The 20,412-nt window shown below is 42.3% G+C and carries 18 protein-coding genes; 7 read left to right on the top strand and 11 right to left on the bottom strand.

Translation table 11 applies throughout. The annotated features are described in order from the left end of the window. Positions 1–18 precede the first annotated feature (18 nt). The 9 genes from QR722_RS14910 to mutS form a co-directional block, all read right to left on the bottom strand. A complete protein-coding gene (locus QR722_RS14910) occupies positions 19–1,194 on the bottom strand; it encodes an HD-GYP domain-containing protein (protein WP_286283714.1) in 1,176 nt (391 codons plus the stop codon). Between the two features lie 157 nt (positions 1,195–1,351). Next, complete coding sequence (gene leuD / locus QR722_RS14905; protein WP_286283713.1) at positions 1,352–1,954, bottom strand: 3-isopropylmalate dehydratase small subunit; 603 nt, start codon at positions 1,952–1,954, stop codon at positions 1,352–1,354. Between the two features lie 9 nt (positions 1,955–1,963). Next, positions 1,964–3,358, bottom strand: a complete 1,395-nt coding sequence (gene leuC / locus QR722_RS14900) for a 3-isopropylmalate dehydratase large subunit (RefSeq protein WP_286283712.1) — start codon at positions 3,356–3,358, stop codon at positions 1,964–1,966. Positions 3,359–3,375: 17 nt separating this feature from the next. Then, complete coding sequence (gene leuB / locus QR722_RS14895) at positions 3,376–4,488, bottom strand: 3-isopropylmalate dehydrogenase (RefSeq protein WP_286283711.1); 1,113 nt, start codon at positions 4,486–4,488, stop codon at positions 3,376–3,378. Next, complete coding sequence (gene leuA / locus QR722_RS14890; RefSeq protein ID WP_286283709.1) at positions 4,489–6,048, bottom strand: 2-isopropylmalate synthase; 1,560 nt, start codon at positions 6,046–6,048, stop codon at positions 4,489–4,491. It abuts the gene before it with no gap. A 302-nt stretch (positions 6,049–6,350) separates the two neighbouring features. Then, on the bottom strand, positions 6,351–7,013 hold the full coding sequence (locus QR722_RS14885; RefSeq protein WP_286283708.1) for a hypothetical protein: 663 nt from the start codon (positions 7,011–7,013) through the stop codon (positions 6,351–6,353). Between the two features lie 82 nt (positions 7,014–7,095). Continuing rightward, a complete protein-coding gene (gene eno / locus QR722_RS14880) occupies positions 7,096–8,388 on the bottom strand; it encodes a phosphopyruvate hydratase (RefSeq protein ID WP_286283707.1) in 1,293 nt (430 codons plus the stop codon). A gap of 123 nt (positions 8,389–8,511) precedes the next feature. Then, complete coding sequence (gene pyrG, locus QR722_RS14875; RefSeq protein WP_286283706.1) at positions 8,512–10,143, bottom strand: CTP synthase; 1,632 nt, start codon at positions 10,141–10,143, stop codon at positions 8,512–8,514. Positions 10,144–10,317: 174 nt separating this feature from the next. After that, positions 10,318–12,849, bottom strand: coding sequence for a DNA mismatch repair protein MutS (gene mutS, locus QR722_RS14870; RefSeq protein ID WP_502872478.1), 2,532 nt, complete (start codon positions 12,847–12,849; stop codon positions 10,318–10,320). A gap of 312 nt (positions 12,850–13,161) precedes the next feature. Here mutS and QR722_RS14865 point away from each other — a divergent pair, with 312 nt between their 5' ends. The 4 genes from QR722_RS14865 (at position 13,162) to QR722_RS14850 (ending at position 16,491) form a co-directional block, all read left to right on the top strand. Continuing rightward, the gene (locus tag QR722_RS14865) at positions 13,162–13,653 is read left to right on the top strand and encodes a CinA family protein (protein ID WP_286283704.1); all 492 of its coding nucleotides are present in this window, start codon (positions 13,162–13,164) and stop codon (positions 13,651–13,653) included. A gap of 168 nt (positions 13,654–13,821) precedes the next feature. Next, positions 13,822–14,856, top strand: a complete 1,035-nt coding sequence (gene recA, locus QR722_RS14860) for a recombinase RecA (RefSeq protein WP_286283703.1) — start codon at positions 13,822–13,824, stop codon at positions 14,854–14,856. Between the two features lie 251 nt (positions 14,857–15,107). Continuing rightward, positions 15,108–15,581 carry an RT0821/Lpp0805 family surface protein gene (locus QR722_RS14855; protein WP_502872437.1) on the top strand — a complete coding sequence of 158 codons (474 nt, stop codon included), beginning with the start codon at positions 15,108–15,110 and terminating at the stop codon, positions 15,579–15,581. 412 nt (positions 15,582–15,993) lie between these two features. Then, positions 15,994–16,491, top strand: a complete 498-nt coding sequence (locus tag QR722_RS14850) for an Hsp20/alpha crystallin family protein (protein WP_286283702.1) — start codon at positions 15,994–15,996, stop codon at positions 16,489–16,491. Positions 16,492–16,654: 163 nt separating this feature from the next. Here the strand turns inward: QR722_RS14850 and QR722_RS14845 are convergent, their stop codons facing one another. Beyond that, complete coding sequence (locus QR722_RS14845) at positions 16,655–16,873, bottom strand: hypothetical protein (protein WP_286283701.1); 219 nt, start codon at positions 16,871–16,873, stop codon at positions 16,655–16,657. 307 nt (positions 16,874–17,180) lie between these two features. On the opposite strand from QR722_RS14845, the gene QR722_RS14840 reads away from it, so the two are divergent. The 3 genes from QR722_RS14840 to QR722_RS14830 all read left to right on the top strand — a co-directional run bounded on the left by QR722_RS14840 (position 17,181) and on the right by QR722_RS14830 (position 19,296). After that, a complete protein-coding gene (locus QR722_RS14840) occupies positions 17,181–18,212 on the top strand; it encodes a hypothetical protein (RefSeq protein ID WP_286283700.1) in 1,032 nt (343 codons plus the stop codon). An 8-nt stretch (positions 18,213–18,220) separates the two neighbouring features. Continuing rightward, entirely contained in the window at positions 18,221–18,793 is a 573-nt protein-coding gene (locus tag QR722_RS14835; protein WP_286283699.1) for a LemA family protein, read from the top strand. A gap of 155 nt (positions 18,794–18,948) precedes the next feature. Next, complete coding sequence (locus tag QR722_RS14830; RefSeq protein ID WP_286283698.1) at positions 18,949–19,296, top strand: Fis family transcriptional regulator; 348 nt, start codon at positions 18,949–18,951, stop codon at positions 19,294–19,296. A 23-nt stretch (positions 19,297–19,319) separates the two neighbouring features. On the opposite strand, the gene QR722_RS14825 is transcribed toward QR722_RS14830, so the two are convergent. Beyond that, on the bottom strand, positions 19,320–20,204 hold the full coding sequence (locus tag QR722_RS14825; protein ID WP_286283697.1) for a CHAD domain-containing protein: 885 nt from the start codon (positions 20,202–20,204) through the stop codon (positions 19,320–19,322). Positions 20,205–20,412: the final 208 nt, after the last annotated feature.

Genomic DNA, 20,412 nt, shown 5'->3' with positions numbered 1-20,412 from the left:
CGATTTGTGCATAAGCAACTATACGTTATTCACAAATATTTCTTTGAAGAATTTAGTCAAGTTAATATCAAATTCTTCAGGTCTGACACTGGCTTCTATTTGCGCTTCAGTTTTGCTCAAATCAATATGTTTAATTTCAGAATAAGATGTTGATTTAGTGCTATAAAAAGATGCCACTGTGGGTTGCAAGGGCGACTTTTTATTGCTCTTGATCACAATACATAATTTACCATTGGTGAGTTTCACCAAAGAGCCGATAGGATGAACCCCTAAACATTGGACAAATCCTTGCACCAATTTCTGCTCATAACCAGGGTCGGTGAGAAGATTTCGCAAGGCTATTGTTGGGGTAACCGCTTTTTTAAATACGCGGTTGCTAACCATAGCATCATAGCTATCTACTATTGCAGCCATGCGGGCAAATTCGCTAACATCGCAGTTGCTTTGTGAATCGGGATAACCGCTACCATCGATTCGCTCATGGTGATTAAAGATAATATCTCTAACATTATCTGAAATGTCACCGCACCGCTCGACCAAATCCAAGCCAATATCCACGTGGGTAGTGACTATGTCTCGTTGCAGTTCAGTCAGTGGTTTGGCTGATTGAGTAATGTCTTTTGGCATGTTTGTCATGCCAACATCCATTAATAAACCGGCTAAACTGAGATCCTCTATTATGCGAGGTTCAAAACCACGGGACTGGGCAAACATGGTGAGTAAAATGGAACAATTAAGTGAGTGCTCTAAAAAGTATTTCCCCGACTTGTTCAACATCGAAAGGCAACATAAGGCGCTTGGCATTTCGAATACTGAATCAATAATATTATGACTTAGGCTCTTTACTTCATCTAAGGAAGTAGGTTGGTTATTTTCAAGACGCTTAAAAAAACGTTCCTGAATGTCCAATGCATCATCATAAAGGGTAGTGGCGGCACTTAGTTGCTCTTTAATAGAGCGTTTGGGTTTTTCCACTGGCGTAGGAGTTTGACTAGCCACGGGGGCTGATGTGGCTTGTTTACTGCGGGATAAATCAATCTCAACTGTCACTACACCTTTCGCCTTCAGTGATTGCACTGAGGCTAAATTGTTGACTAATCCTTTAGTTTTAATTCGAAGCATACCGGTTTGTTCGACAACATCATTGACAAACATACCAGGCTTCAAATCATCAATAGTGATGGTTTGCAGCATTACCTATTATTCATGTTAGGTTTTATTATAAGACGAGATCTTAGCCTAAACGAATAAACAAATCATTGCTTAATATTACTTAAAAACAATAAATTGATTTTTTGCCGCTATATTTGGCGAGAGTTTTTACCCTCGCCATAAACGATGTGAGCTTAAATTACCTTAACCAGGCAAATGCATTTTCTTCAAAATTGAGGATTTTATCATCCAACTCCAAGGTTTGACCTATAGCATCTAAACCTTTGATTAAGTTTGTCTTGTGATGCAATGCAATATCAAATGAAAATACTTGGTCGGCGAATTTAATTCGCTGATTAGGCAAATCGATAAATATTTCGGTGTGCGGATTAGCCTTAACTTGAGCAAATAAAGTGTCCATTTGCGCGCTATTCAAGGCGATTGGTAATAACTGATTATTAATGCAGTTACCGTAAAAAATATCGGCAAAACTGGTGGCAATTACCACCTTGAAACCATAATCATCGAGCGCCCAAGGAGCATGTTCGCGACTAGATCCACAGCCAAAGTTTTCACGGGCCAATAAAATACTAGCCCCTTGATATTCAGGCTGATTGAACACAAAGTCTGGATTGGGCTGCTGTTCATGTAGATCTAAATAACGCCAATCGTGAAATAAATGTTTGCCATAGCCTGAACGTGTCACACCAGTTAGAAATTGTTTTGGAATAATTTGGTCGGTATCTACATTGGCTTGATCCAGTGGAACGCCAGATCCCAAGTGAGTGGTAAAACCTGTCATTACGTGCTCCTAAAGTTCTCTTACATCGACAAAATGACCGGTAATCGCTGCGGCCGCTGCCATTGCAGGTGATACCAAGTGAGTACGGGCACCTCGGCCCTGACGGCCTTCAAAATTGCGATTGCTGGTGGATGCGCAACGATCACCCGCTTTCAAAATATCATCATTCATGCCTAGGCACATTGAACAACCGGGTAGACGCCATTCAAATCCAGCTTCAATAAAAATTTTATCTAATTGTTCCTGCTCGGCTTGTTGTTTGACAGTAACCGAACCAGGCACAACAATTGCGGTTACGCCCGCTGCCACCTTACCTTTTTTGGCAATTAGTGCGGCTGCACGCAGATCTTCTATACGACTGTTAGTACATGAGCCAATAAACACATTATTGACGGCCAAATCAGATAACTTGGTGCCAGGAACAAGATCCATGTATGCCAGGGCTTTGATGGCCGACTCTCGGTCAATTGGATCACTGAAATCATCCACATTCGGAATAGGTTGATTAACCCCAATTACCTGACCTGGATTGGTACCCCAAGTTACTTGCGGCATTATATCTTGTGCATTTAGCTGCACTACAGTGTCAAACTGAGCGCCGTCATCTGAATACAAGGTTTTCCAATACTTAAGCGCGTCATCCCACATTTCACCCTTGGGAATATATTCAAGACCCTTTAAGTAATTGAATGTGATCTCATCCGGCGCAATAAATCCAGCTTTAGCCCCGGCTTCGATGCTCATGTTACATATGGTCATACGCTCTTCCATGCTTAAATCACGGATAGCTTCGCCTGCATATTCAATTACATGTCCGGTTGCGCCTGCATGACCAATTTTACCAATGATAGCCAAGATAATATCTTTAGCGGTGATCCCATCAGGTAATGCACCATCCACATTAACCAGCATACTTTTGGCTTTACTTTGCTTTAAAGTTTGGGTGGCAAAGACATGCTCGACCTGAGAGGTTCCAATTCCAAAGGCTAAGGCCCCGAAGGCTCCGTGGGTAGCTGTATGTGAATCACCGCACACCACTGTCATACCAGGTTGAATCAAGCCCAACTCTGGCGCAATCACATGCACTATGCCTTGCTTTTGATGGCCAACGGGAAATAATTCAATGTCGTGTGCTTTACAGTTGTTGGCAAGGGTTTGAAGCTGGAGCTGATTATCTGGACCACAAGCATCTAAAGCTAAGGAACGAGTGGAAATACTATGATCCATAGTGGCGAAAGTCTTGTGCGGGCAACGCACTTTGCGTCCTTTATCATTCAAGCCTGCAAATGCCTGGGGTGAAGTCACTTCATGGATAAGGTGACGGTCAATATAAATTAAACTATCCTCGCCCAATTGCTCAACAATGTGGGATTGCCAAATTTTGTCATATAGAGATAACGGCATACTGTTGTCCTATTAATTCACTGGGCTGAAGGGTTGGCTTGAGATAAGATCACTTGGCTCACATAATCACCCACCTCGGAAGTGGATTTAGCCATTCTACGCTGTTCTGGCGGCAGCAACTCTGCAGTTAAAATACCATCAGCTAAGGTTTTTATCACAGCTTGGTCAATGCGCTCTGCTGCATCTGCTTGATTTAGGCTAAAGCGCAATAACATGGCCGCAGACAATATCTGCGCAATAGGATTTGCGATTCCTTGTCCTGCAATATCAGGTGCGGAGCCGCCAGCTGGTTCGTATAAGCCAAATCCACTGGCATTAATGCTAGCGGAAGGTAGCAGTCCCATAGATCCCGTGATCATCGCGCACTCGTCAGAAATAATATCGCCAAACAGGTTTGAACAAAGCATCACATCAAAATCACTTGGATAACGCAACAGTTGCATGGTGGCATTGTCAATGTAGATATGTTCTAAGCTAACATCGGGGTAATCTTTGGCGACTTCTTCGGTTACCTCTCGCCATAATCTGGAGCAGACCAGCACGTTAGCTTTATCAACCGAAGTCACTTTTTTTCCGCGCTTTTGCGCAGCTTCAAAAGCACTTACTGCGATACGACGAATTTCTCGTTTGCTATAGCGCATAGTATCAAAGGCAAACTGTTCTTCGCCTTCACCTTCAAGGCCCTTGGGTTGACCGAAATAAATGCCGCTGGTTAACTCGCGGATCACTAACACATCAAAGCCGCTTGCCGCAATATCCGCGCGCAGCGGAGATAAGTGCTCAAGACCGGGATAGATCTTTGCTGGACGCAAGTTACTGAATAAATCGAAATGGCTACGTAATTTTAATAGTGCGGCCCGTTCTGGACGCTCCTCGAGCGGCAAACTGTCCCATTTGGGGCCGCCTATGGAGCCAAATAAGATGGCACTGGCTTTTTCACAGCCATCTAACGTGTATTCGGGTAAGGCTTGTCCGTGGTTATCAATTGCGCAACCACCGACATCGTATTCATTCAGGGTAAAGGTTATATCACTCGTCTGTTCAATGGCGTTTAGCACTTTTTTCGCTTCAGCCATTACCTCAGGACCAATCCCATCTCCTGCTAATACAGCTATTTCATAGTTAGTCATTTAAACCCCTGCAATGTTTACATTTTGTTTCTTTTGATGATCAATTTGGTCAGCTAAGTGTGTGTTATTAAGTACATATATCAGCGCTTTTACCCCAGCCTCAACGATATCTGTGGCCAAGCCAATTCCGTTAAAGCGACGGCCATTGTATTCGGCAATGACACTGACCTGGGCTAGGGCATCAGCTCCTTCACCTTTTGAATCAAGTTTGAAGTCAACAACATCTACTTTGTTATGGCCAATGGCTTTGGTGATAGCATTATAAGCTGCATCGACAGGTCCGTTGCCGATTGCTGATTCAGTTACCTCGATATCACCGATACGCATTTTAACCGTGGCACTTGGTATGATTTCTCGTCCCGAGTTAGCTTGCAAATATAACAATTCGTAATGCGCTTGGTCTTGGCGCTGCTGATCAAAAAATAGTAGGGCTTCTAAGTCATAGTCGAAAACCTGGCCTTTTTTATCAGCTAGTTTCACGAAGGCGTCATAGATGGCGTCTAACTCATAATCCGAGTCTTTATAACCCAATTCGGTCAAACGATGTTTAATGACATGGCGGCCAGAACGAGAGGTCAGATTTAAATTGTTCTTGTTGATACCGACACTTTCAGGTGTCATTATTTCATAGGTATTTTGTGCTTTTAGTACACCATCTTGGTGAATCCCTGATGAGTGGCTAAACGCATTCGCGCCGACGATGGCTTTGTTGGCTTGCACCTGCATATTGCACAGTTGACTGACTAATTTAGAGGTACGGGAGATTTCCTGACTTTTTATATTGGTTTGCAAACCTAATAGACCGCTACGGGTTTGCAAAATCATCGCGATTTCTTCTAATGAGCAATTACCAGCCCGTTCACCAATACCATTAATAGTGGCTTCTACTTGTCTGGCACCTTGCTCAACGGCGGCCAATGAGTTTGCCACAGCAAGGCCTAAATCGTTATGGCAATGCACAGATATGATGGCTTTATCAATATTGGGTACACGGTTATATAAGCTGCTGATAATACCGCCAAATTCTGTCGGCGTGGTGTAACCTACGGTATCGGGAATATTGACCGTGGTGGCGCCAGCATGGATAGCGGCTTCCACCATACGACATAGATAATCTATATGGGTTCGACCAGCATCCTCACAGGAAAATTCAACGTCATCGGTGTAACGACGAGCCCGTTTAATTGCATGAACCGCCATATCAACCACTTGTTGTTGGGATTTTCTTAATTTTGCGTCCACATGAATTTCTGAGGTTGCAATAAAGGTGTGAATACGGAAATGATCTGCTACTTTTAACGCCTCTCCACAGGCATCTATATCTTTGTCTAAGGCTCTGGATAATCCACACACAGTGGCGTTTTTGATTTCTTTGGCAATGGTTTGTACCGAAGCGAAATCGCCCGGTGAAGAAACTGGAAATCCGGCCTCGATAATATCCACCCCAAGTCGCTCAAGGGCAAAAGCGATTTGAAGCTTCTCTTTAACAGTGAGGCTTGCTGGCAAGGCCTGTTCGCCGTCGCGCAAGGTGGTGTCGAAAATTTTGACTAGATTTGACATCGTTTCTCTCCTGTTATGTTTCGCAAATATAAAAAAACCCGTGCAGTGCACGGGTTTAGTGATTTGGTTGTGACCATTTACAACCTACCCGTGCAGTCTCGCTGCCAGAAGGAGTAGAATGTTCAGTAATGCTGTAAAAGATGTTTTCACAATGCGCTCTTCAACGTTTTAATTCATGCATAGTCACTGGCTATATTTGTAACGTTTATCTAGTCTAGCGTCAACTAAAGTTAACATACTTGTATATATCGCTTTGGAATAATAAACCTAAAATCGGGATAAGCCGTGCCTATCGATTCACTTTATTTATAGGTTTTCCAGTTTATCGTGGTGGCTAACAATAATTCTCGTAAACTCAATGCTCGGGGAATAGTACGGCCTTTATGATTCCAGCTGTGACCGCAACACGCTGCGGTAATGTTCAATTTGTTAGGCAAAAGGAGAGTTTTCTGACAGTGTACCTTAGGTTCCGAAGTTAGTTCTTGACCATCGAATTGGAACCATCCATGTTTATTTACATGCAGTCGCTTGCGTTCTGAGTCAATCCGATCAATAGAATCCAATTCCACCGTCTCTAAGCCCATATCAGATATAAACACCGGTACGGGTAAACCCATTCTGGCATGCTTGCCCAACCAATCTTGGCACTTGTTAGCTTGATGACGGGTGATGACACTTTTAGCTGCTTGCTTGGCCTGCCAACTGCCATTGTGTATATCTACATCAATGGGCGCTTCTTGGGTGAGAAAATAGTCGGCGGCATTTTTAATATGATACGACAGACCCGCTAAACGACGTTGTAACAAACTCACATTACTGATTGAGTTTTTGCTAAGCGCTTGTAATTCTCTTTCGTACAGGGCATTACACAGCTCGGCAAAATGGCGCTGTCTTTGGTCGCTAGCGAAAATATCAACCTGATGCTGATGATTGGAATCTGACATTAGCTGATTTATATCAGACATTTGAGTCTATGTAACCCGATTTGGGAGCAGATAAGGGTGCAGCAGACAAAATACAATGTCTGCCGCACATCAGAGCAGAATATTACTGACCCTTTATTTCTTTGCGGCCACCGTAGGATACGGCATCGCCTAAAGCTTCTTCGATACGTAGCAATTGGTTGTATTTAGCTACGCGATCTGAACGGCAAAGCGAACCGGTTTTAATTTGACCAGCAGCAGTACCTACAGCAAGATCGGCAATAGTCGCATCTTCTGTTTCGCCACTGCGATGTGAAATCACAGCGGTGAAGCCTGCATCTTTGGCCATTTTAATCGCATCTAGGGTTTCAGATAAGGAGCCAATTTGATTAAATTTAATCAAGATTGAATTACCCACACCATTGTCGATTCCGCGCTTCAGAATTTTGGTATTGGTCACGAACAAATCATCACCGACCAATTGCACTTTATCGCCAATAATCTTAGTCAAATATGCCCAGCCATCCCAATCGCTTTCATCCAAGCCATCTTCAATGGAGATAATCGGATACTTATTGGCTAGCTCGGCAAGGTAATCACTGAATTGCTCTGAGTTGAATACTTTACCTTCGCCTTTCATGTTGTATTGTCCATCAACATAAAATTCTGATGATGCGCAATCAAGGGCCAAAGTGATATCTTTATTCATTACATAGCCAGCGTTTTCAACTGCTTGAATAATGACTTTTAAGGCTTCTTCATTTGAGCTAAGGTTTGGAGCGAATCCACCTTCGTCGCCCACTGCTGTGCTAAGACCTTTAGCAGAAAGGACTTTTTTCAGGTTATGGAAAATTTCAGCACCCATGCGCAGTGCTTCTTTGAAGTTAGGTGCGCCAACGGGTTGCACCATAAATTCTTGGATATCAACATTGTTATCAGCATGCTCACCACCGTTGATGATGTTCATCATCGGCACAGGCATTGAGTATTGTCCTGGTGTGCCATTTAGCTCTGAAATATGCTGATATAACGGAACCTTCTTCTCCATTGCAGCAGCTTTGGCTGTCGCTAGAGATACCGCAAGAATAGCGTTAGCGCCAAATTTTTCTTTGTTTTCGGTACCATCTAAATCGATCATAATCTGATCAACTGCACGCTGAGCAAGAGCATCTTGACCTATTAGGGCTGATTGAATTTCGTTATTTATGGCAGCGACGGCTTTTAAGACCCCCTTACCTAAATAACGAGTTTTATCACCATCACGTAATTCCAACGCTTCACGAGAACCCGTAGATGCACCAGAAGGAGCACAAGCTCGGCCCCAAGCCCCACTTTCTAAATAAACATCTGCTTCTACTGTGGGATTTCCGCGCGAGTCCATGATCTCACGGCCAATAATCTTGCTGATCTTTGCCATTTTGTTGCCTTATTAAAAATATAAATGTAATTCAATACATACAGGTCAGCCCGTCACTACAAAAGAGAGTAGATTTACTTATCTATTATCTTTTGTAGCGAACTCTAAACTGCCTGATATTCGTTAATTATTATTTTTATGGTATTCGCCCGCGGCTTGCACAAACCCTGTAAATAGAGGATGTCCGTCTCGCGGAGTAGAGTTAAATTCTGGGTGGAATTGGCTTGCAATAAACCATGGATGATCGGGTAATTCGATTACCTCAACCAAGCGTTTATCGGTAGATAACCCGGATACTTTTAAACCTGCCGCTTCTAGCTTATCACGCAGATTATTGTTCACTTCATAGCGGTGACGGTGGCGCTCAAATATTTCATCACTGCCGTACGCCGCTTGAACTTTGGTATCTGGGATTAAATGGCACAATTGACTACCCAAACGCATTGTACCACCAAGATCAGAGCTTTCATCTCTGACCTCTGTGCTGCCATCAGCTTCTAACCATTCAGTGATAAGACCAACCACAGGGAAAGGAGTCGCGGGGTCAAATTCGGTGCTGTTGGCATTTTCCATGCCTGCAACATTACGGGCGAATTCAATCAGCGCGATTTGCATACCAAGACAAATACCTAAATAAGGCACATTATTTTCTCTGGCATATTTAGCTGCGGCAATCTTGCCTTCAATACCACGCTCACCAAATCCACCAGGCACTAGGATCGCATCCAAATCGGCCAGCAATTGCTCACCCTTACTTTCAACATCTTGAGAGTCTATATAACGAATGTTGACGGTAAGGCGGTTTTTCAAACCAGCATGCTTTAAGGCTTCATTGACTGATTTATACGCATCAGGCAATTCTACATATTTGCCAACCATGCCAATATTAACTTCACCAGTAGGATTAGATTCTGCATACAGAACCTGTTCCCATTCGGTCAGATCGGCTTCTGGACAGTCAAGTCCAAAACGCTTAATCACTAATTCATCCATGCCTTGGGCTTTCAACGAGGCAGGAATACGATATATGCTGTCAACATCCTTTAGGCCGATAACGGCTTTTTCGACCACATTTGTAAACAAGGCAATTTTTGAGCGTTCATTTGAGGGCAGGGCACTTTCAGAACGACAAACTAAAATATCGGGTTGGATACCAATTGAACGTAGCTCTTTAACTGAATGCTGTGTTGGTTTGGTTTTTACCTCGCCTGAGGCTGCCATATAAGGCACCAAGGTAAGATGCATATACAAAACATGATCACGGCCTAACTCACTGCCTAATTGACGAATGGCTTCTAAGAAAGGTTGCGACTCAATATCACCAACCGTTCCACCAATTTCAACTATGGCAATATCTACGCCTTCAGCGCCTTCAATTACCCGGCGTTTTATTTCGTTAGTAATATGTGGGATAACCTGAATGGTTGCGCCTAGGTAATCACCTCGACGTTCACGTTTCAATACTTCTTCATATACCCGTCCGGTAGTGAAGTTATTGCGTTTAGTCATGCGGGTGCGAATAAAGCGTTCATAGTGACCTAAGTCCAAATCCGTTTCTGCACCGTCGTCAGTGACAAACACTTCTCCGTGTTGGATCGGGCTCATGGTGCCTGGATCTACATTGATGTAGGGATCCAATTTAAGCATGGTGACTTTCAATCCACGAGCTTCTAGTATCGCCGCGAGTGAAGCAGCAGCAATACCTTTTCCAAGTGATGAAACCACACCACCTGTGACGAAAATATAATTTGTCATGTAAAACCTAAGACGTTTGGAGTTGATAAGAATTGTTGACCAAGGTACTGAAAATTTTCAGCTAATGGACGGCGTAACAGTATACCCAAAGGCGCCTGTGCATACAATGAACTTTTTCGTATTCAGGCGCTTTGTTTTTAATCAGTTTTGGCTCAGATAACAGCTGATAGATGATTACTGATGGCTCATTTTTTTAAGCACATAAAGTAATTCCAGTGCCTGTTTGGGACTGAGGTCATCTGGCTCAACTTGAGCTAATTTATCCTTAACCGGATCGGCTTGCTCAAGTAAGTTTAATTGTAGTGAGTGATCGCTTACTTCATTTAAATTTACTTCAATACGGGGTTCTAACTCTAGCATAGCGAGTTTTTGCTTGGCAGATTGGATCACTGTTCGCGGCACTCCAGCCAGTTGTGCGACCTGTAATCCATAGCTTCGATTGGCCGGTCCTTCTTGCACTGCATGCATGAAACGGATGCTATCTTGGTATTCAACCGCATCCAAATGCACATTAGCCAAATTGTCTAATTCATTGGCTAACTCCGTCAGTTCAAAATAATGGGTGGCGAATAAGGTGAAGGCATTTATTTTCTTAGCCAGATATTCCGCACAAGCCCAAGCAAGCGATAGGCCATCATAGGTACTGGTGCCACGACCAATTTCATCCATCAACACCAAGCTATTGGCCGTGGCATTATTGAGGATATTAGCGGTTTCAGTCATTTCAACCATAAAGGTTGAACGGCCAGACGCTAAATCGTCAGAGGCTCCTATTCGGGTAAATATCCGATCAATCGGGCCAATTTTAGCATCTTGAGCAGGTACAAAACTGCCAATGTAGGCCATTAACACGATAAGTGCAGTTTGGCGCATATAAGTAGATTTGCCGCCCATATTTGGCCCAGTAATCACCAGCATGCGACGGGATGCTGTCAAAGCTAACGGATTAGCAATGAAGGGACCTTGCATCACGTTTTCTACCACCGGATGACGGCCTTGTTGATAGAATATTCCGGTATCCTGGCTAAGCTGAGGACAGTGTAAATCTAGGGTTTCAGCCCGCTCGGCTAGGTTACTTAATACATCCAGTTCAGCCAAACCAGCGGCACTATCCATGAGTGCTTCGAGTTCAGGTAGTAACAAATCGAACAATTGCTCATACAGTTGCTTTTCCAGCGCCAGTGCACGGCTTTGACTGGTCAGTACTTTGTCTTCATGTTCTTTGAGCTCAGGAATGATATAGCGCTCATTATTTTTCAACGTTTGGCGGCGGACGTATTCCGGCGGCACTTTATCCGCATAGCTGCGGCTGACCTCGATATAGAAGCCATGAACCTTGTTGTAGCTGACTTTTAGAGTCGAAATACCAGTGCGTTCTTTTTCTCGCAACTCAAGTCTATCAATGTAATCTGTCGCGCCCTTGGCCAGATCACGCAGTTCATCTAATTCTGCGTTGTAGCCAGGGGCAATAACACCGCCATCGCGGATAAGTACCGGCGGATTCTCGATAATCGCGTGTTGTAATAGCTCTAAAAATGCGGGGAATTCTGTAATCTGTGTGGCCAATTGCGCAAATGGCGCACCTAATTGCGCTAAATTGGTCTGCAACTTTGGCAGGGTTTCAAAGGCATTGGATAAGCGTGAAAAATCTCGAGGTCGAGCGGAGCGCAATGCTAGCCTTGCTAATGCTCGTTCAACATCGCCAATATGCTTCAAGGTACTTTGTAGTTCAGTATAATCACTATTTAGCAATGCTTGAATGCGTTGCTGACGAACTGCTAATGCTTGATGATCACGCAGTGGCCGTTGAATCCATCGATTGAGCAGTCGACTGCCCATAGCAGTAGAGGTGCAATCTAAAATACTACTGAGGGTATTGTCAGTGCCTCCGGCTAAGTTGTGAGTAAGCTCAAGATTGCGTCTAGTTGCGGCGTCCATCATCACCGAATCACAATGATCTTCTAGTTGAATGCGGCGAATATGCGGCAAGGCTGCCCGTTGTGTGTCTTTAACATATTGCATCACGCAACCTGCGGCACATAATCCGAGTTTGGCGTTGTGAACCCCAAAGCCATTTAACTCTTTAGTGCCAAATTGTTGATTCAATTGATTTTGCGCGGTTTGCAAATCGAATTCCCATTCTGGGCGGCGACGCAATCCTGATTGATGTTCAATCAGATGGTGAAAATCAAATCCTTCAGGATAGAGTAACTCTGCTGGCCGACTGCGTTGTAACTCGGCCAATAACGACTCTTCGTCATCTAATTCGACAATGGCAAAGCGACCACTGGTAATATCTAGTGTGGCGTAGCCAAATTTAGTCTTATGGGAAAATACAGCTGCGAGCAAATTATCGCGCTTATCCTCTAACAGGGCTTCGTCTGTGACAGTGCCGGGTGTAACGATTCGCTGTACTTGACGTTCAACCGGACCTTTGCTAGCGGCTGGATCACCAATTTGTTCGCATAGTGCCACCGATTGGCCCATTTTCACTAGGCGGGCAAGGTAATTGTCAACCGCATGGTAAGGTACACCTGCCATAGGAATGGCGTTGCCGCCAGATTTTCCTCTGGCAGTAAGTGAAATATCTAGCAATTGGGCAGCTTTTTTGGCGTCATCAAAGAACAGTTCATAAAAATCACCCATTCGATAAAATAGTAAAATATCCGGATGATCGGCCTTAATACGTAAATATTGGCGCATCATCGGGGTGTGATTATCAAGTTCGGTTGGTTGAACGCTTTGATTCATAGAAACTTTGAGCTCTTTGTTGCAGTGTCTTAGGTCAGAATAAACGGGCTATTCAAAATAAGGCGGTGAATTTCAATAGGTGCATTATAAGAGCTACGCGGGGTTTTTCTAGCGCTACTGATGACAAATATCAGTAGTTTCTCTCAAAGGCACCTAAGCTGCGCAATCGCGGGGTTAATTTAGCGACTTATTAAGTATCGACTATCCCCTTGAATAGCATTGGCGATAAAAGGCATAATTAGCTTTTACTTTTCAAGGCCTGTGCTTATGTTTGCAGATAAGATTGAATCATTGGTCGTGCACTTGGCCACTAATTTGCTCAAGCAAAAATGGACAATTAGTTGTGCTGAATCTTGTACTGGGGGTGGGTTAGCTTTTGCTTTCACCAGTGTTGATGGCAGTTCCAATTGGTTTGAACGCTCTTTTGTGACTTATAGCAATCAAGCTAAACATGAGTTGTTGCAGGTAGAGCAGACTACCTTGGATACATTTGGTGCCGTGTCGCAACAGACTGTTGAACAAATGGCCCTAGGCTGCGCCAAAGTGAGTAAGGCAAATTTAGCGGTTTCAATCAGTGGTATCGCTGGGCCAAATGGCGGTAGCACCGAAAAGCCAGTGGGCTTGGTTTGGTTTGGCTTTTATTGCCAAGGCCAGATAACCAGCACCAGTCGAATCTTTACTGGAAATCGTCATCAGGTCAGAATGCAGGCAATCCAATTCGCCCTTGAGCAAAGTATATTAGTTTGTGAAGGTGAATGAATTCAGTGACTTTGCCTAGCAATGAAATTTATTTTGATAAAAAAACAAAACTGTACTTGTAACTGTATAATCATACAGTATACTTCTGTTCAACAACTATATTGATTGAAATCAGCCAGATCATTAACCATCGCTGATTCACCCATGCTTAATTCGAAGGATACTCCGATGGACGACAATAAATCTCGCGCACTATCAGCAGCTTTAGGACAGATTGAAAAACAATTTGGTAAAGGTGCCATCATGCGTCTGGGTGATAACCAGGCACTTGATATTGATGCAATCTCGACCGGCTCACTTACTATCGATATTGCCCTTGGTATAGGTGGATTGCCCTGTGGTCGTGTGGTTGAAATTTACGGTCCAGAATCATCGGGTAAAACAACATTAACGCTTCAAGCCATTGCTGAAGCACAGAAAATCGGTAAAACCTGTGCATTCGTCGATGCTGAGCATGCTTTGGATCCGATTTATGCTGCAAAGTTAGGGGTCAACATCGATGATTTATTGGTGTCTCAACCTGATACGGGTGAACAAGCCCTAGAAATTTGTGACATGTTAGTACGTTCGGGTGCGGTTGATGTTGTGGTGGTTGACTCGGTAGCTGCTCTTACACCAAAAGCAGAAATCGAAGGCGACATGGGGGATTCTCACGTTGGTCTACAAGCTCGCTTGATGTCTCAAGCATTGCGTAAATTAACAGGTAACATCAAACGTTCAAATACCTTGGTTATTTTCATTAACCAGATCCGGATGAAAATCGGCGTTATGTTTGGTTCACCTGAAACCACTACCGGTGGTAATGCGTTGAAATTCTATGCTTCAGTTCGATTGGATATCCGTCGTATCGGCGCCATCAAGGATGGTGATGAAGTCGTCGGCAACGAAACACGGGTCAAAGTGGTCAAGAATAAAGTTGCCCCCCCATTCAAACAAGCTGAATTCCAAATCATGTATGGACAGGGAATTTGCAAAGAAGCTGAGTTGATCGATTTGGGTGTGAAGCAAAAATTCGTCGAAAAAGCTGGTGCATGGTATAGCTACAACGGCGAACGTATTGGTCAAGGTAAGGCTAATGTTGTTAAATACTTGAAAGAGCATAAAGAAATGGCTGACGATATTGAAAAGCGTCTACGTGCAGAATTATTGTTGCCTAAAACGGTTAAGCCGGAAGATGCCGCCGCTACCGAAGAAGTGTTGTAAAATATTAAATTAAGCGCGTCTCCTAAGCGTGATATTCCCTGCTAAGACTGTTAGTGGGGCTTTTTGCGTTTAGGAGCAGAGCAACTCTACGGAAGCGTGTTAGTTAATTACTGACAGGACATTTTCGAAGTGGCTTATATCTCCAATCCTCCCAATCACTTGCTTTATTGACTTAAATCAAAGCTTTTCTAATGGTCTAAATTACTCTGTTAATTGAATTAGCGTATCAGCTATATAATAAGGGGTAAGTTATGAACCATGTGAGATGTTCTGTAAAATCTATTTTAATAAGTTTAACCACAGTTACGCTTTTGTCAGCATGCGCCTCATCACAAGGCCCCAACGAGTCGAGCGGTATGATTATCGGCGGTATTTTAGGCGGCGTACTTGGCCACCAAATTGGTGGGGGTCATGGCCAAACCGCTGCAACAGTGTTTGGGGCTATGATTGGAACCGCTATTGGAGGAAATGTCGGCCGTACTATGGATGAGGCCGATAGGTTGAAACTATCTCACTCACTTGAAACTGTTCGTACAGGTGTTTCCACCAGTTGGCGTAATCCAGATTCTGGAAATTACTACAAAGTAGTGCCAACAAAAACCTATGGGGGAGATGCTAAACCTTGCCGAGAATATCAAATTGAAGCAACAATTGGGGGCAAAAAGGAAGATATTTACGGAACCGCTTGTCGCCAAGAGGATGGCAGTTGGAAAGCAAAAAATTAATCTCTTTATATTTTAACTATCGAGGTTGCATTAGATGGAAATTTCAAAGGGACTTACCGTCACTTCTTGTGCCTAGCACTCGTGCCTGAAGATACCCATTTGTGTGTTGTATATATAGATAAACTGCTTCTATGTGATATTGATAGTTGCTTTACTGTAGGTCGGTAGCTCAATAAAAATGCACCGATGTATAAATCAGTATGTAGCAAAGATGTTGAACTTAGGGTCTAAAAAAAGCGATTTACAACCGTCTAGAGCGAGTGGAATAGAGGACAGTCCCAAAGAATTTGTAATCATTCCAAAATTTGATTTCTGTCAAATTTAACTATTCCTTTTTTGCTTTAATGAAGAGGAAAGACAGCAGTCTGAATGTCTTTACTCAACGGTCTATTAAAAAAATTGGAGTGTTACCATGACAAGTATTCAAACTAAACAGCAATCAAAACCTAGTAAACATTCGGGCCTTATCCCCATTGATATGTCTTGGGGACAAATGGACAAAATGTTCGATAGTCTTCGAAATCATTGGCCATTTCACTTTACCGATGAAGCACCTTTTAAACTTAATGGCCAACTGTTAAGCCCAGATGTAGATGTAAGTGAAGATAAAAAAAGCTATAAAATATCAGCCGATCTTCCTGGGTTAGATAGTAAAGATATCAGTTTAGACATTTCGGATAATGTGTTGACGATCAGTGGAGAGAGGAAAACTGAATCTGAAAGAGATGATGAAAACAATTACCATATCATGGAAAGAAGCCATGGGTACTTTAAACGCAGCTTTTCATTACCTGTAGCGGTTGAACAAGATAAAATCAAAGCTGACTTCAAAAATGGCGTTTTGCATGTCACTTTACCAAAATCGGAAAAAGCCCAACAATCACAGCGTAAAATCCCAATTTCTAGTTAGCTGTTATTTTGCTTAATTTTTTGTGGAACGCGTTGATTAGTGTCTTTTCAAAGTGAGTATTTGAATGGTCAGTGCGTTCTACACTATTGTTAAGCTAAACTGAAAAGCAACAGCAGGACTTTTGCCTAAACTATTCGATTAATATTAGACCACTAAAAAGTGGTTAGAAAACTTCTTTGCCGTCATATCGTGCGGCCATATCATCCAGCTCTGAAATAGTGCTGTCAAATCCCTTATCTGCAAACTTATATACCACTTGCACTTTATCTGAACCGCGAAATAACTTAGCCTTAATATCTTGCAGGCGTGAAGAATTGACTTCATTTAAGAAACGATTGGCTATTTGAGCGGAATTAAATTGATAAACGATCTGATTTTGCATGATACTCACGTCGTTAGATTTTCAGCGCATAGTGCATGTACAGCTAAACAGAATCAAGACTTTAGTCACCATTTCGGCTACTGGTAGTGTGATTGGATCACGAATATTAAAACAATTCGGCAATATGACTATTGTAAACAAAGGTGTTTATATAAAAGCAGTGAGTGATGTTTTCGTCGGAAAAAAAATCTTAACAACATTGCTATTAATTAATGGTAATGTCGGTGTAATTGAAAGAATTTTATACTAGCCAATAAAAACTGTTCAAAAAGGTTAAGAAAATTACCCAAGTAGTAAAGGATAGGCAATGTCGAACAAGGAGTTAAAAAAGCTAGTTAATCAGATAGAAGCTCAAGTTCATGCTGCAAATTGTTCTGAACAGATTCACTTAGCGCTTATTAAAGCTGTTGATTACCCCCAGCCTTTCGCTTATCAACATAACTACCATATCACTATTAGTATTGTTAGTTTGTTGCTTGGTGGGCTTTTGTTGATGGTGCCTGCTTTGGATGTTGCATTTTTACCTAATTGGAATAATCCTGGCCAAGGCCATTGGATATTCGTTTGGGTTGGCCTACTGGCTTGCTCTGCATTCATCTTCTATTTAGTCTTTAGCCGCGCAAGGCAACTGTCCTCACTGGCTAAAATGGCATTTTTTAAAGACGCCCTATTTGATAATCACATTATAAAAAAGCCGAACCCGAGTAGTCGTGAAATGAGTAGGCATTTTGCGGAGTTCCTGCGTGGCAATCATAGTCGTGAATTTCGCGAGTTTTATGCGGGAGAGTATGTAGGATCGGAACACAACTTCAATTTTAGTTATTTCCACTATCATTATGTTGATAAACGCATTGAAACCTATGTTACTACCGACTCAAAAGGACGCACAACTGTCAGAACGAGAACGGTGTATGACCACTTTGATCGCTATGGGATTATCGTGCCCTTTAGCTTTTACCAGAATATCCAAATTATCGGTGATTCATTAGCTCAGCTTTATCCGGAAAAATATTTTACAGGCTCTGTTCAGTTTGCGCGTAAATTTAAAGTTAGGGCTGGCGATCAATTTATAGCTGCAAAGTTTTTGAAACCCGCAGTTGTAGTAGCGATTGAAGATATTGCTCAGGTGTTAGGTCGGCTTAATATAGAACTCAATACTACAGGAGAGCTTTGTATTTCTTTTACAGATGATAATGTATTAAGTGTTAAACAACGGTATGACTTGAAACAGCCAGTTGAGTTTTATCAAGAATTAGTAGCAAATACAGAACTGCGCAAGCTGCAATCTACGCTTGATTTTATTCATCAACTTATGAAACATTCAGACAGTAACTTCTAAGGATATTTATGCAAACCACTACGATTATTGGACTCGTTATATTGTCTGTGTTGCTTGTTGGCATTGTGGTTATATATAACGGCATTATTACCCGTAAAAATGCAGTGGAAAGAGCTTGGGCGGGCGTCATAACTCAAGAACGTCAAAAAAATAAAATTTTGCCAGAGTTAGAAAAAGTCGTTAGCCAACATAAAGAGTTTGAGTCGAGTGTGCTTACTGATATTACTCGTTTACGCTCGAAGTTGACGGAATTAAACGATCAGCAAATAGACACTCATGGGTTAGCAGATGTAGAGTCTTTGATGTCATCGGTAGCACAAGGTATTAATATTGCGGTGGAAGCCTACCCTGATCTTAAAACCGCTGGTTTGATGGACTCAATGATGCGCGAAATAGCTGAACAGCAGGAAAATGTCGGTGCCGCGATACGGATTTTTAATCAGAATGTTGAAGCCTTTAACGCTGGCATTGAAGTTTTCCCCAACAATATGGTCAATGGCATATTGAATAAACAGCCTCGAATTAATGTGTTTTCTGACGTGCAGACTTCCCAAGGTTTCGATTACAAACCTAACCTTTAACTATAATTGGCGCACCCTCAGCTAACCCAAAACAGCAGGTCTGGCTTTTGTATCAGTGCTGCTGGTAAATTCCTAGTTTTTGTTATTATATATTGGCAGACAAATCTAGAAGTAATAGGATCTTCAGCTACTTTCTACTGTGCAGGCTTGTTTAAATGAACAATACCGTAAAAAAATTAGACAATAACGTGATAAAAGCCTTAACCATTGTGTGTGAGACGGCAAAACAGCAAATTCCGGGTTTTAGTTGGTTAACCCATAGTGCAAATTATTCCAACTTCCCTGCTAGTCTAAAAGTAACCTGTGTGTTTGAAACAGAGCAATCCCTAAATGAAGCAGTCAATCAGCAACGGGATTTAGTTCTGATCAAATCCATTCATACCCAACTGTTGAAGGTTGGTATATTACTCAAACAAGCTAAACATAATGTTGTATTTGATTCTGAAGAAGGATGCATTGAACAACATGGGGGGAACTGGTCGAAGCGTCTATCACAGCATTAAATTAACTCACCATTTAACTTATGTTATCTGATTTTAATAGGGCTTTTAGAATGCGAAAAAATGTGTTTGAAGAGTGTTTGGCATTGGCTTTTATTCAATCGTTTTTGCTCAGCTAACCAGGCCTGTATTTGTGAAATAGCTACTTCTATACTACGAGCCTCTATGCTGTTAAATTTCTGCCTAGCGGAGTGAGTCAATATGAGCGTTAAGGATTGTTCTAACACACAATAGTCATGAAGCTTTCCTAATAGGTCCCCTAGAATAGCTAGTTGGTTAAGGTACATATCATTCTTAGCGTTTTTATTTGAATGCAACATTCGTGATTGATACAAATAGTACTTAACCCATTTTCGACACTGATGATATTTATCATCTTTGTCTGTGATTGCTGCCTTAAGAGCCAACTTTCGCGATTTTTGGTAACTGAATTGTAGACCTTGGCTACAGTCAGTCATTAAAGAAAGCGTTAATTCCTGTTTCCAGACCAGCAGTAGTTGCTCAAGTTGAGCTCGCACATCAGCTATACGGCTTTTCTCATTTGCATGATGACGTAGTTCAACAAAATATCTGAGTAAGAATTGCTTAGTCTTATCGTTTAGTTTTGCTAGCGCTTCGATAGCTTGACACACCAATTCATATTGTACGTCGGCATCACGTTGCCCAGCGTAGCTATCGGCGAGTGCCTTAACGAGTTGTTCAACATTATTGAGGATGATTTTATTGCAAAAAGGTCGATACAACTGAAGTAGTGCTCGCAGGTTTTTGCTGCACACACGTAATTCGTGTACTGCTTCAACGGACAAGTCGTTCGATGACGCTTGGGAATCAGCCATAGCCTTTTGCAAGGCGTTGACGCGCTTCTTAGCAAGTTTGATGAGTGGATCTGACTTTATAGAAGATTTTTTCATGACTAGTTTTACTGAATACCTCCAATTTATTTAACCCAGAGCTGACAAAAATGAAGCAACGAATCTCTCAGGTTATACCAACATGAGCACTAGCCGGTACCAAAGTTTTGTGCTATCTGACATAGTTACCAGTGGGAACCGTATTTGTACAACTGCCGAGCTTATGTATTTTAGAAACGAGTTACAAAGATAGTACATTAGCGATACA

The sequence above is a fragment of the Aliiglaciecola sp. LCG003 genome (genome assembly GCF_030316135.1).
GTDB lineage: Bacteria > Pseudomonadota > Gammaproteobacteria > Enterobacterales > Alteromonadaceae > Aliiglaciecola.
Note: the sequence above shows the minus strand (reverse complement) of the source record. Positions and strands in the feature narration are given on the sequence as shown.

What these genes read in the sequence shown, in the direction of transcription:
- QR722_RS14910 (WP_286283714.1), bottom strand. Translation starts at nt 1,194, where the DNA reads ATGCTGCAAACCATCACTATTGATGATTTGAAGCCTGGTATGTTTGTC.
- leuD (WP_286283713.1), bottom strand. Translation starts at nt 1,954, where the DNA reads ATGACAGGTTTTACCACTCACTTGGGATCTGGCGTTCCACTGGATCAA.
- leuC (WP_286283712.1), bottom strand. Translation starts at nt 3,358, where the DNA reads ATGCCGTTATCTCTATATGACAAAATTTGGCAATCCCACATTGTTGAG.
- leuB (WP_286283711.1), bottom strand. Translation starts at nt 4,488, where the DNA reads ATGACTAACTATGAAATAGCTGTATTAGCAGGAGATGGGATTGGTCCT.
- leuA (WP_286283709.1), bottom strand. Translation starts at nt 6,048, where the DNA reads ATGTCAAATCTAGTCAAAATTTTCGACACCACCTTGCGCGACGGCGAA.
- QR722_RS14885 (WP_286283708.1), bottom strand. Translation starts at nt 7,013, where the DNA reads ATGTCTGATATAAATCAGCTAATGTCAGATTCCAATCATCAGCATCAG.
- eno (WP_286283707.1), bottom strand. Translation starts at nt 8,388, where the DNA reads ATGGCAAAGATCAGCAAGATTATTGGCCGTGAGATCATGGACTCGCGC.
- pyrG (WP_286283706.1), bottom strand. Translation starts at nt 10,143, where the DNA reads ATGACAAATTATATTTTCGTCACAGGTGGTGTGGTTTCATCACTTGGA.
- mutS (WP_502872478.1), bottom strand. Translation starts at nt 12,849, where the DNA reads ATGATGCGCCAATATTTACGTATTAAGGCCGATCATCCGGATATTTTA.
- QR722_RS14865 (WP_286283704.1), top strand. Translation starts at nt 13,162, where the DNA reads ATGTTTGCAGATAAGATTGAATCATTGGTCGTGCACTTGGCCACTAAT.
- recA (WP_286283703.1), top strand. Translation starts at nt 13,822, where the DNA reads ATGGACGACAATAAATCTCGCGCACTATCAGCAGCTTTAGGACAGATT.
- QR722_RS14855 (WP_502872437.1), top strand. Translation starts at nt 15,108, where the DNA reads ATGAACCATGTGAGATGTTCTGTAAAATCTATTTTAATAAGTTTAACC.
- QR722_RS14850 (WP_286283702.1), top strand. Translation starts at nt 15,994, where the DNA reads ATGACAAGTATTCAAACTAAACAGCAATCAAAACCTAGTAAACATTCG.
- QR722_RS14845 (WP_286283701.1), bottom strand. Translation starts at nt 16,873, where the DNA reads ATGCAAAATCAGATCGTTTATCAATTTAATTCCGCTCAAATAGCCAAT.
- QR722_RS14840 (WP_286283700.1), top strand. Translation starts at nt 17,181, where the DNA reads ATGTCGAACAAGGAGTTAAAAAAGCTAGTTAATCAGATAGAAGCTCAA.
- QR722_RS14835 (WP_286283699.1), top strand. Translation starts at nt 18,221, where the DNA reads ATGCAAACCACTACGATTATTGGACTCGTTATATTGTCTGTGTTGCTT.
- QR722_RS14830 (WP_286283698.1), top strand. Translation starts at nt 18,949, where the DNA reads ATGAACAATACCGTAAAAAAATTAGACAATAACGTGATAAAAGCCTTA.
- QR722_RS14825 (WP_286283697.1), bottom strand. Translation starts at nt 20,204, where the DNA reads ATGAAAAAATCTTCTATAAAGTCAGATCCACTCATCAAACTTGCTAAG.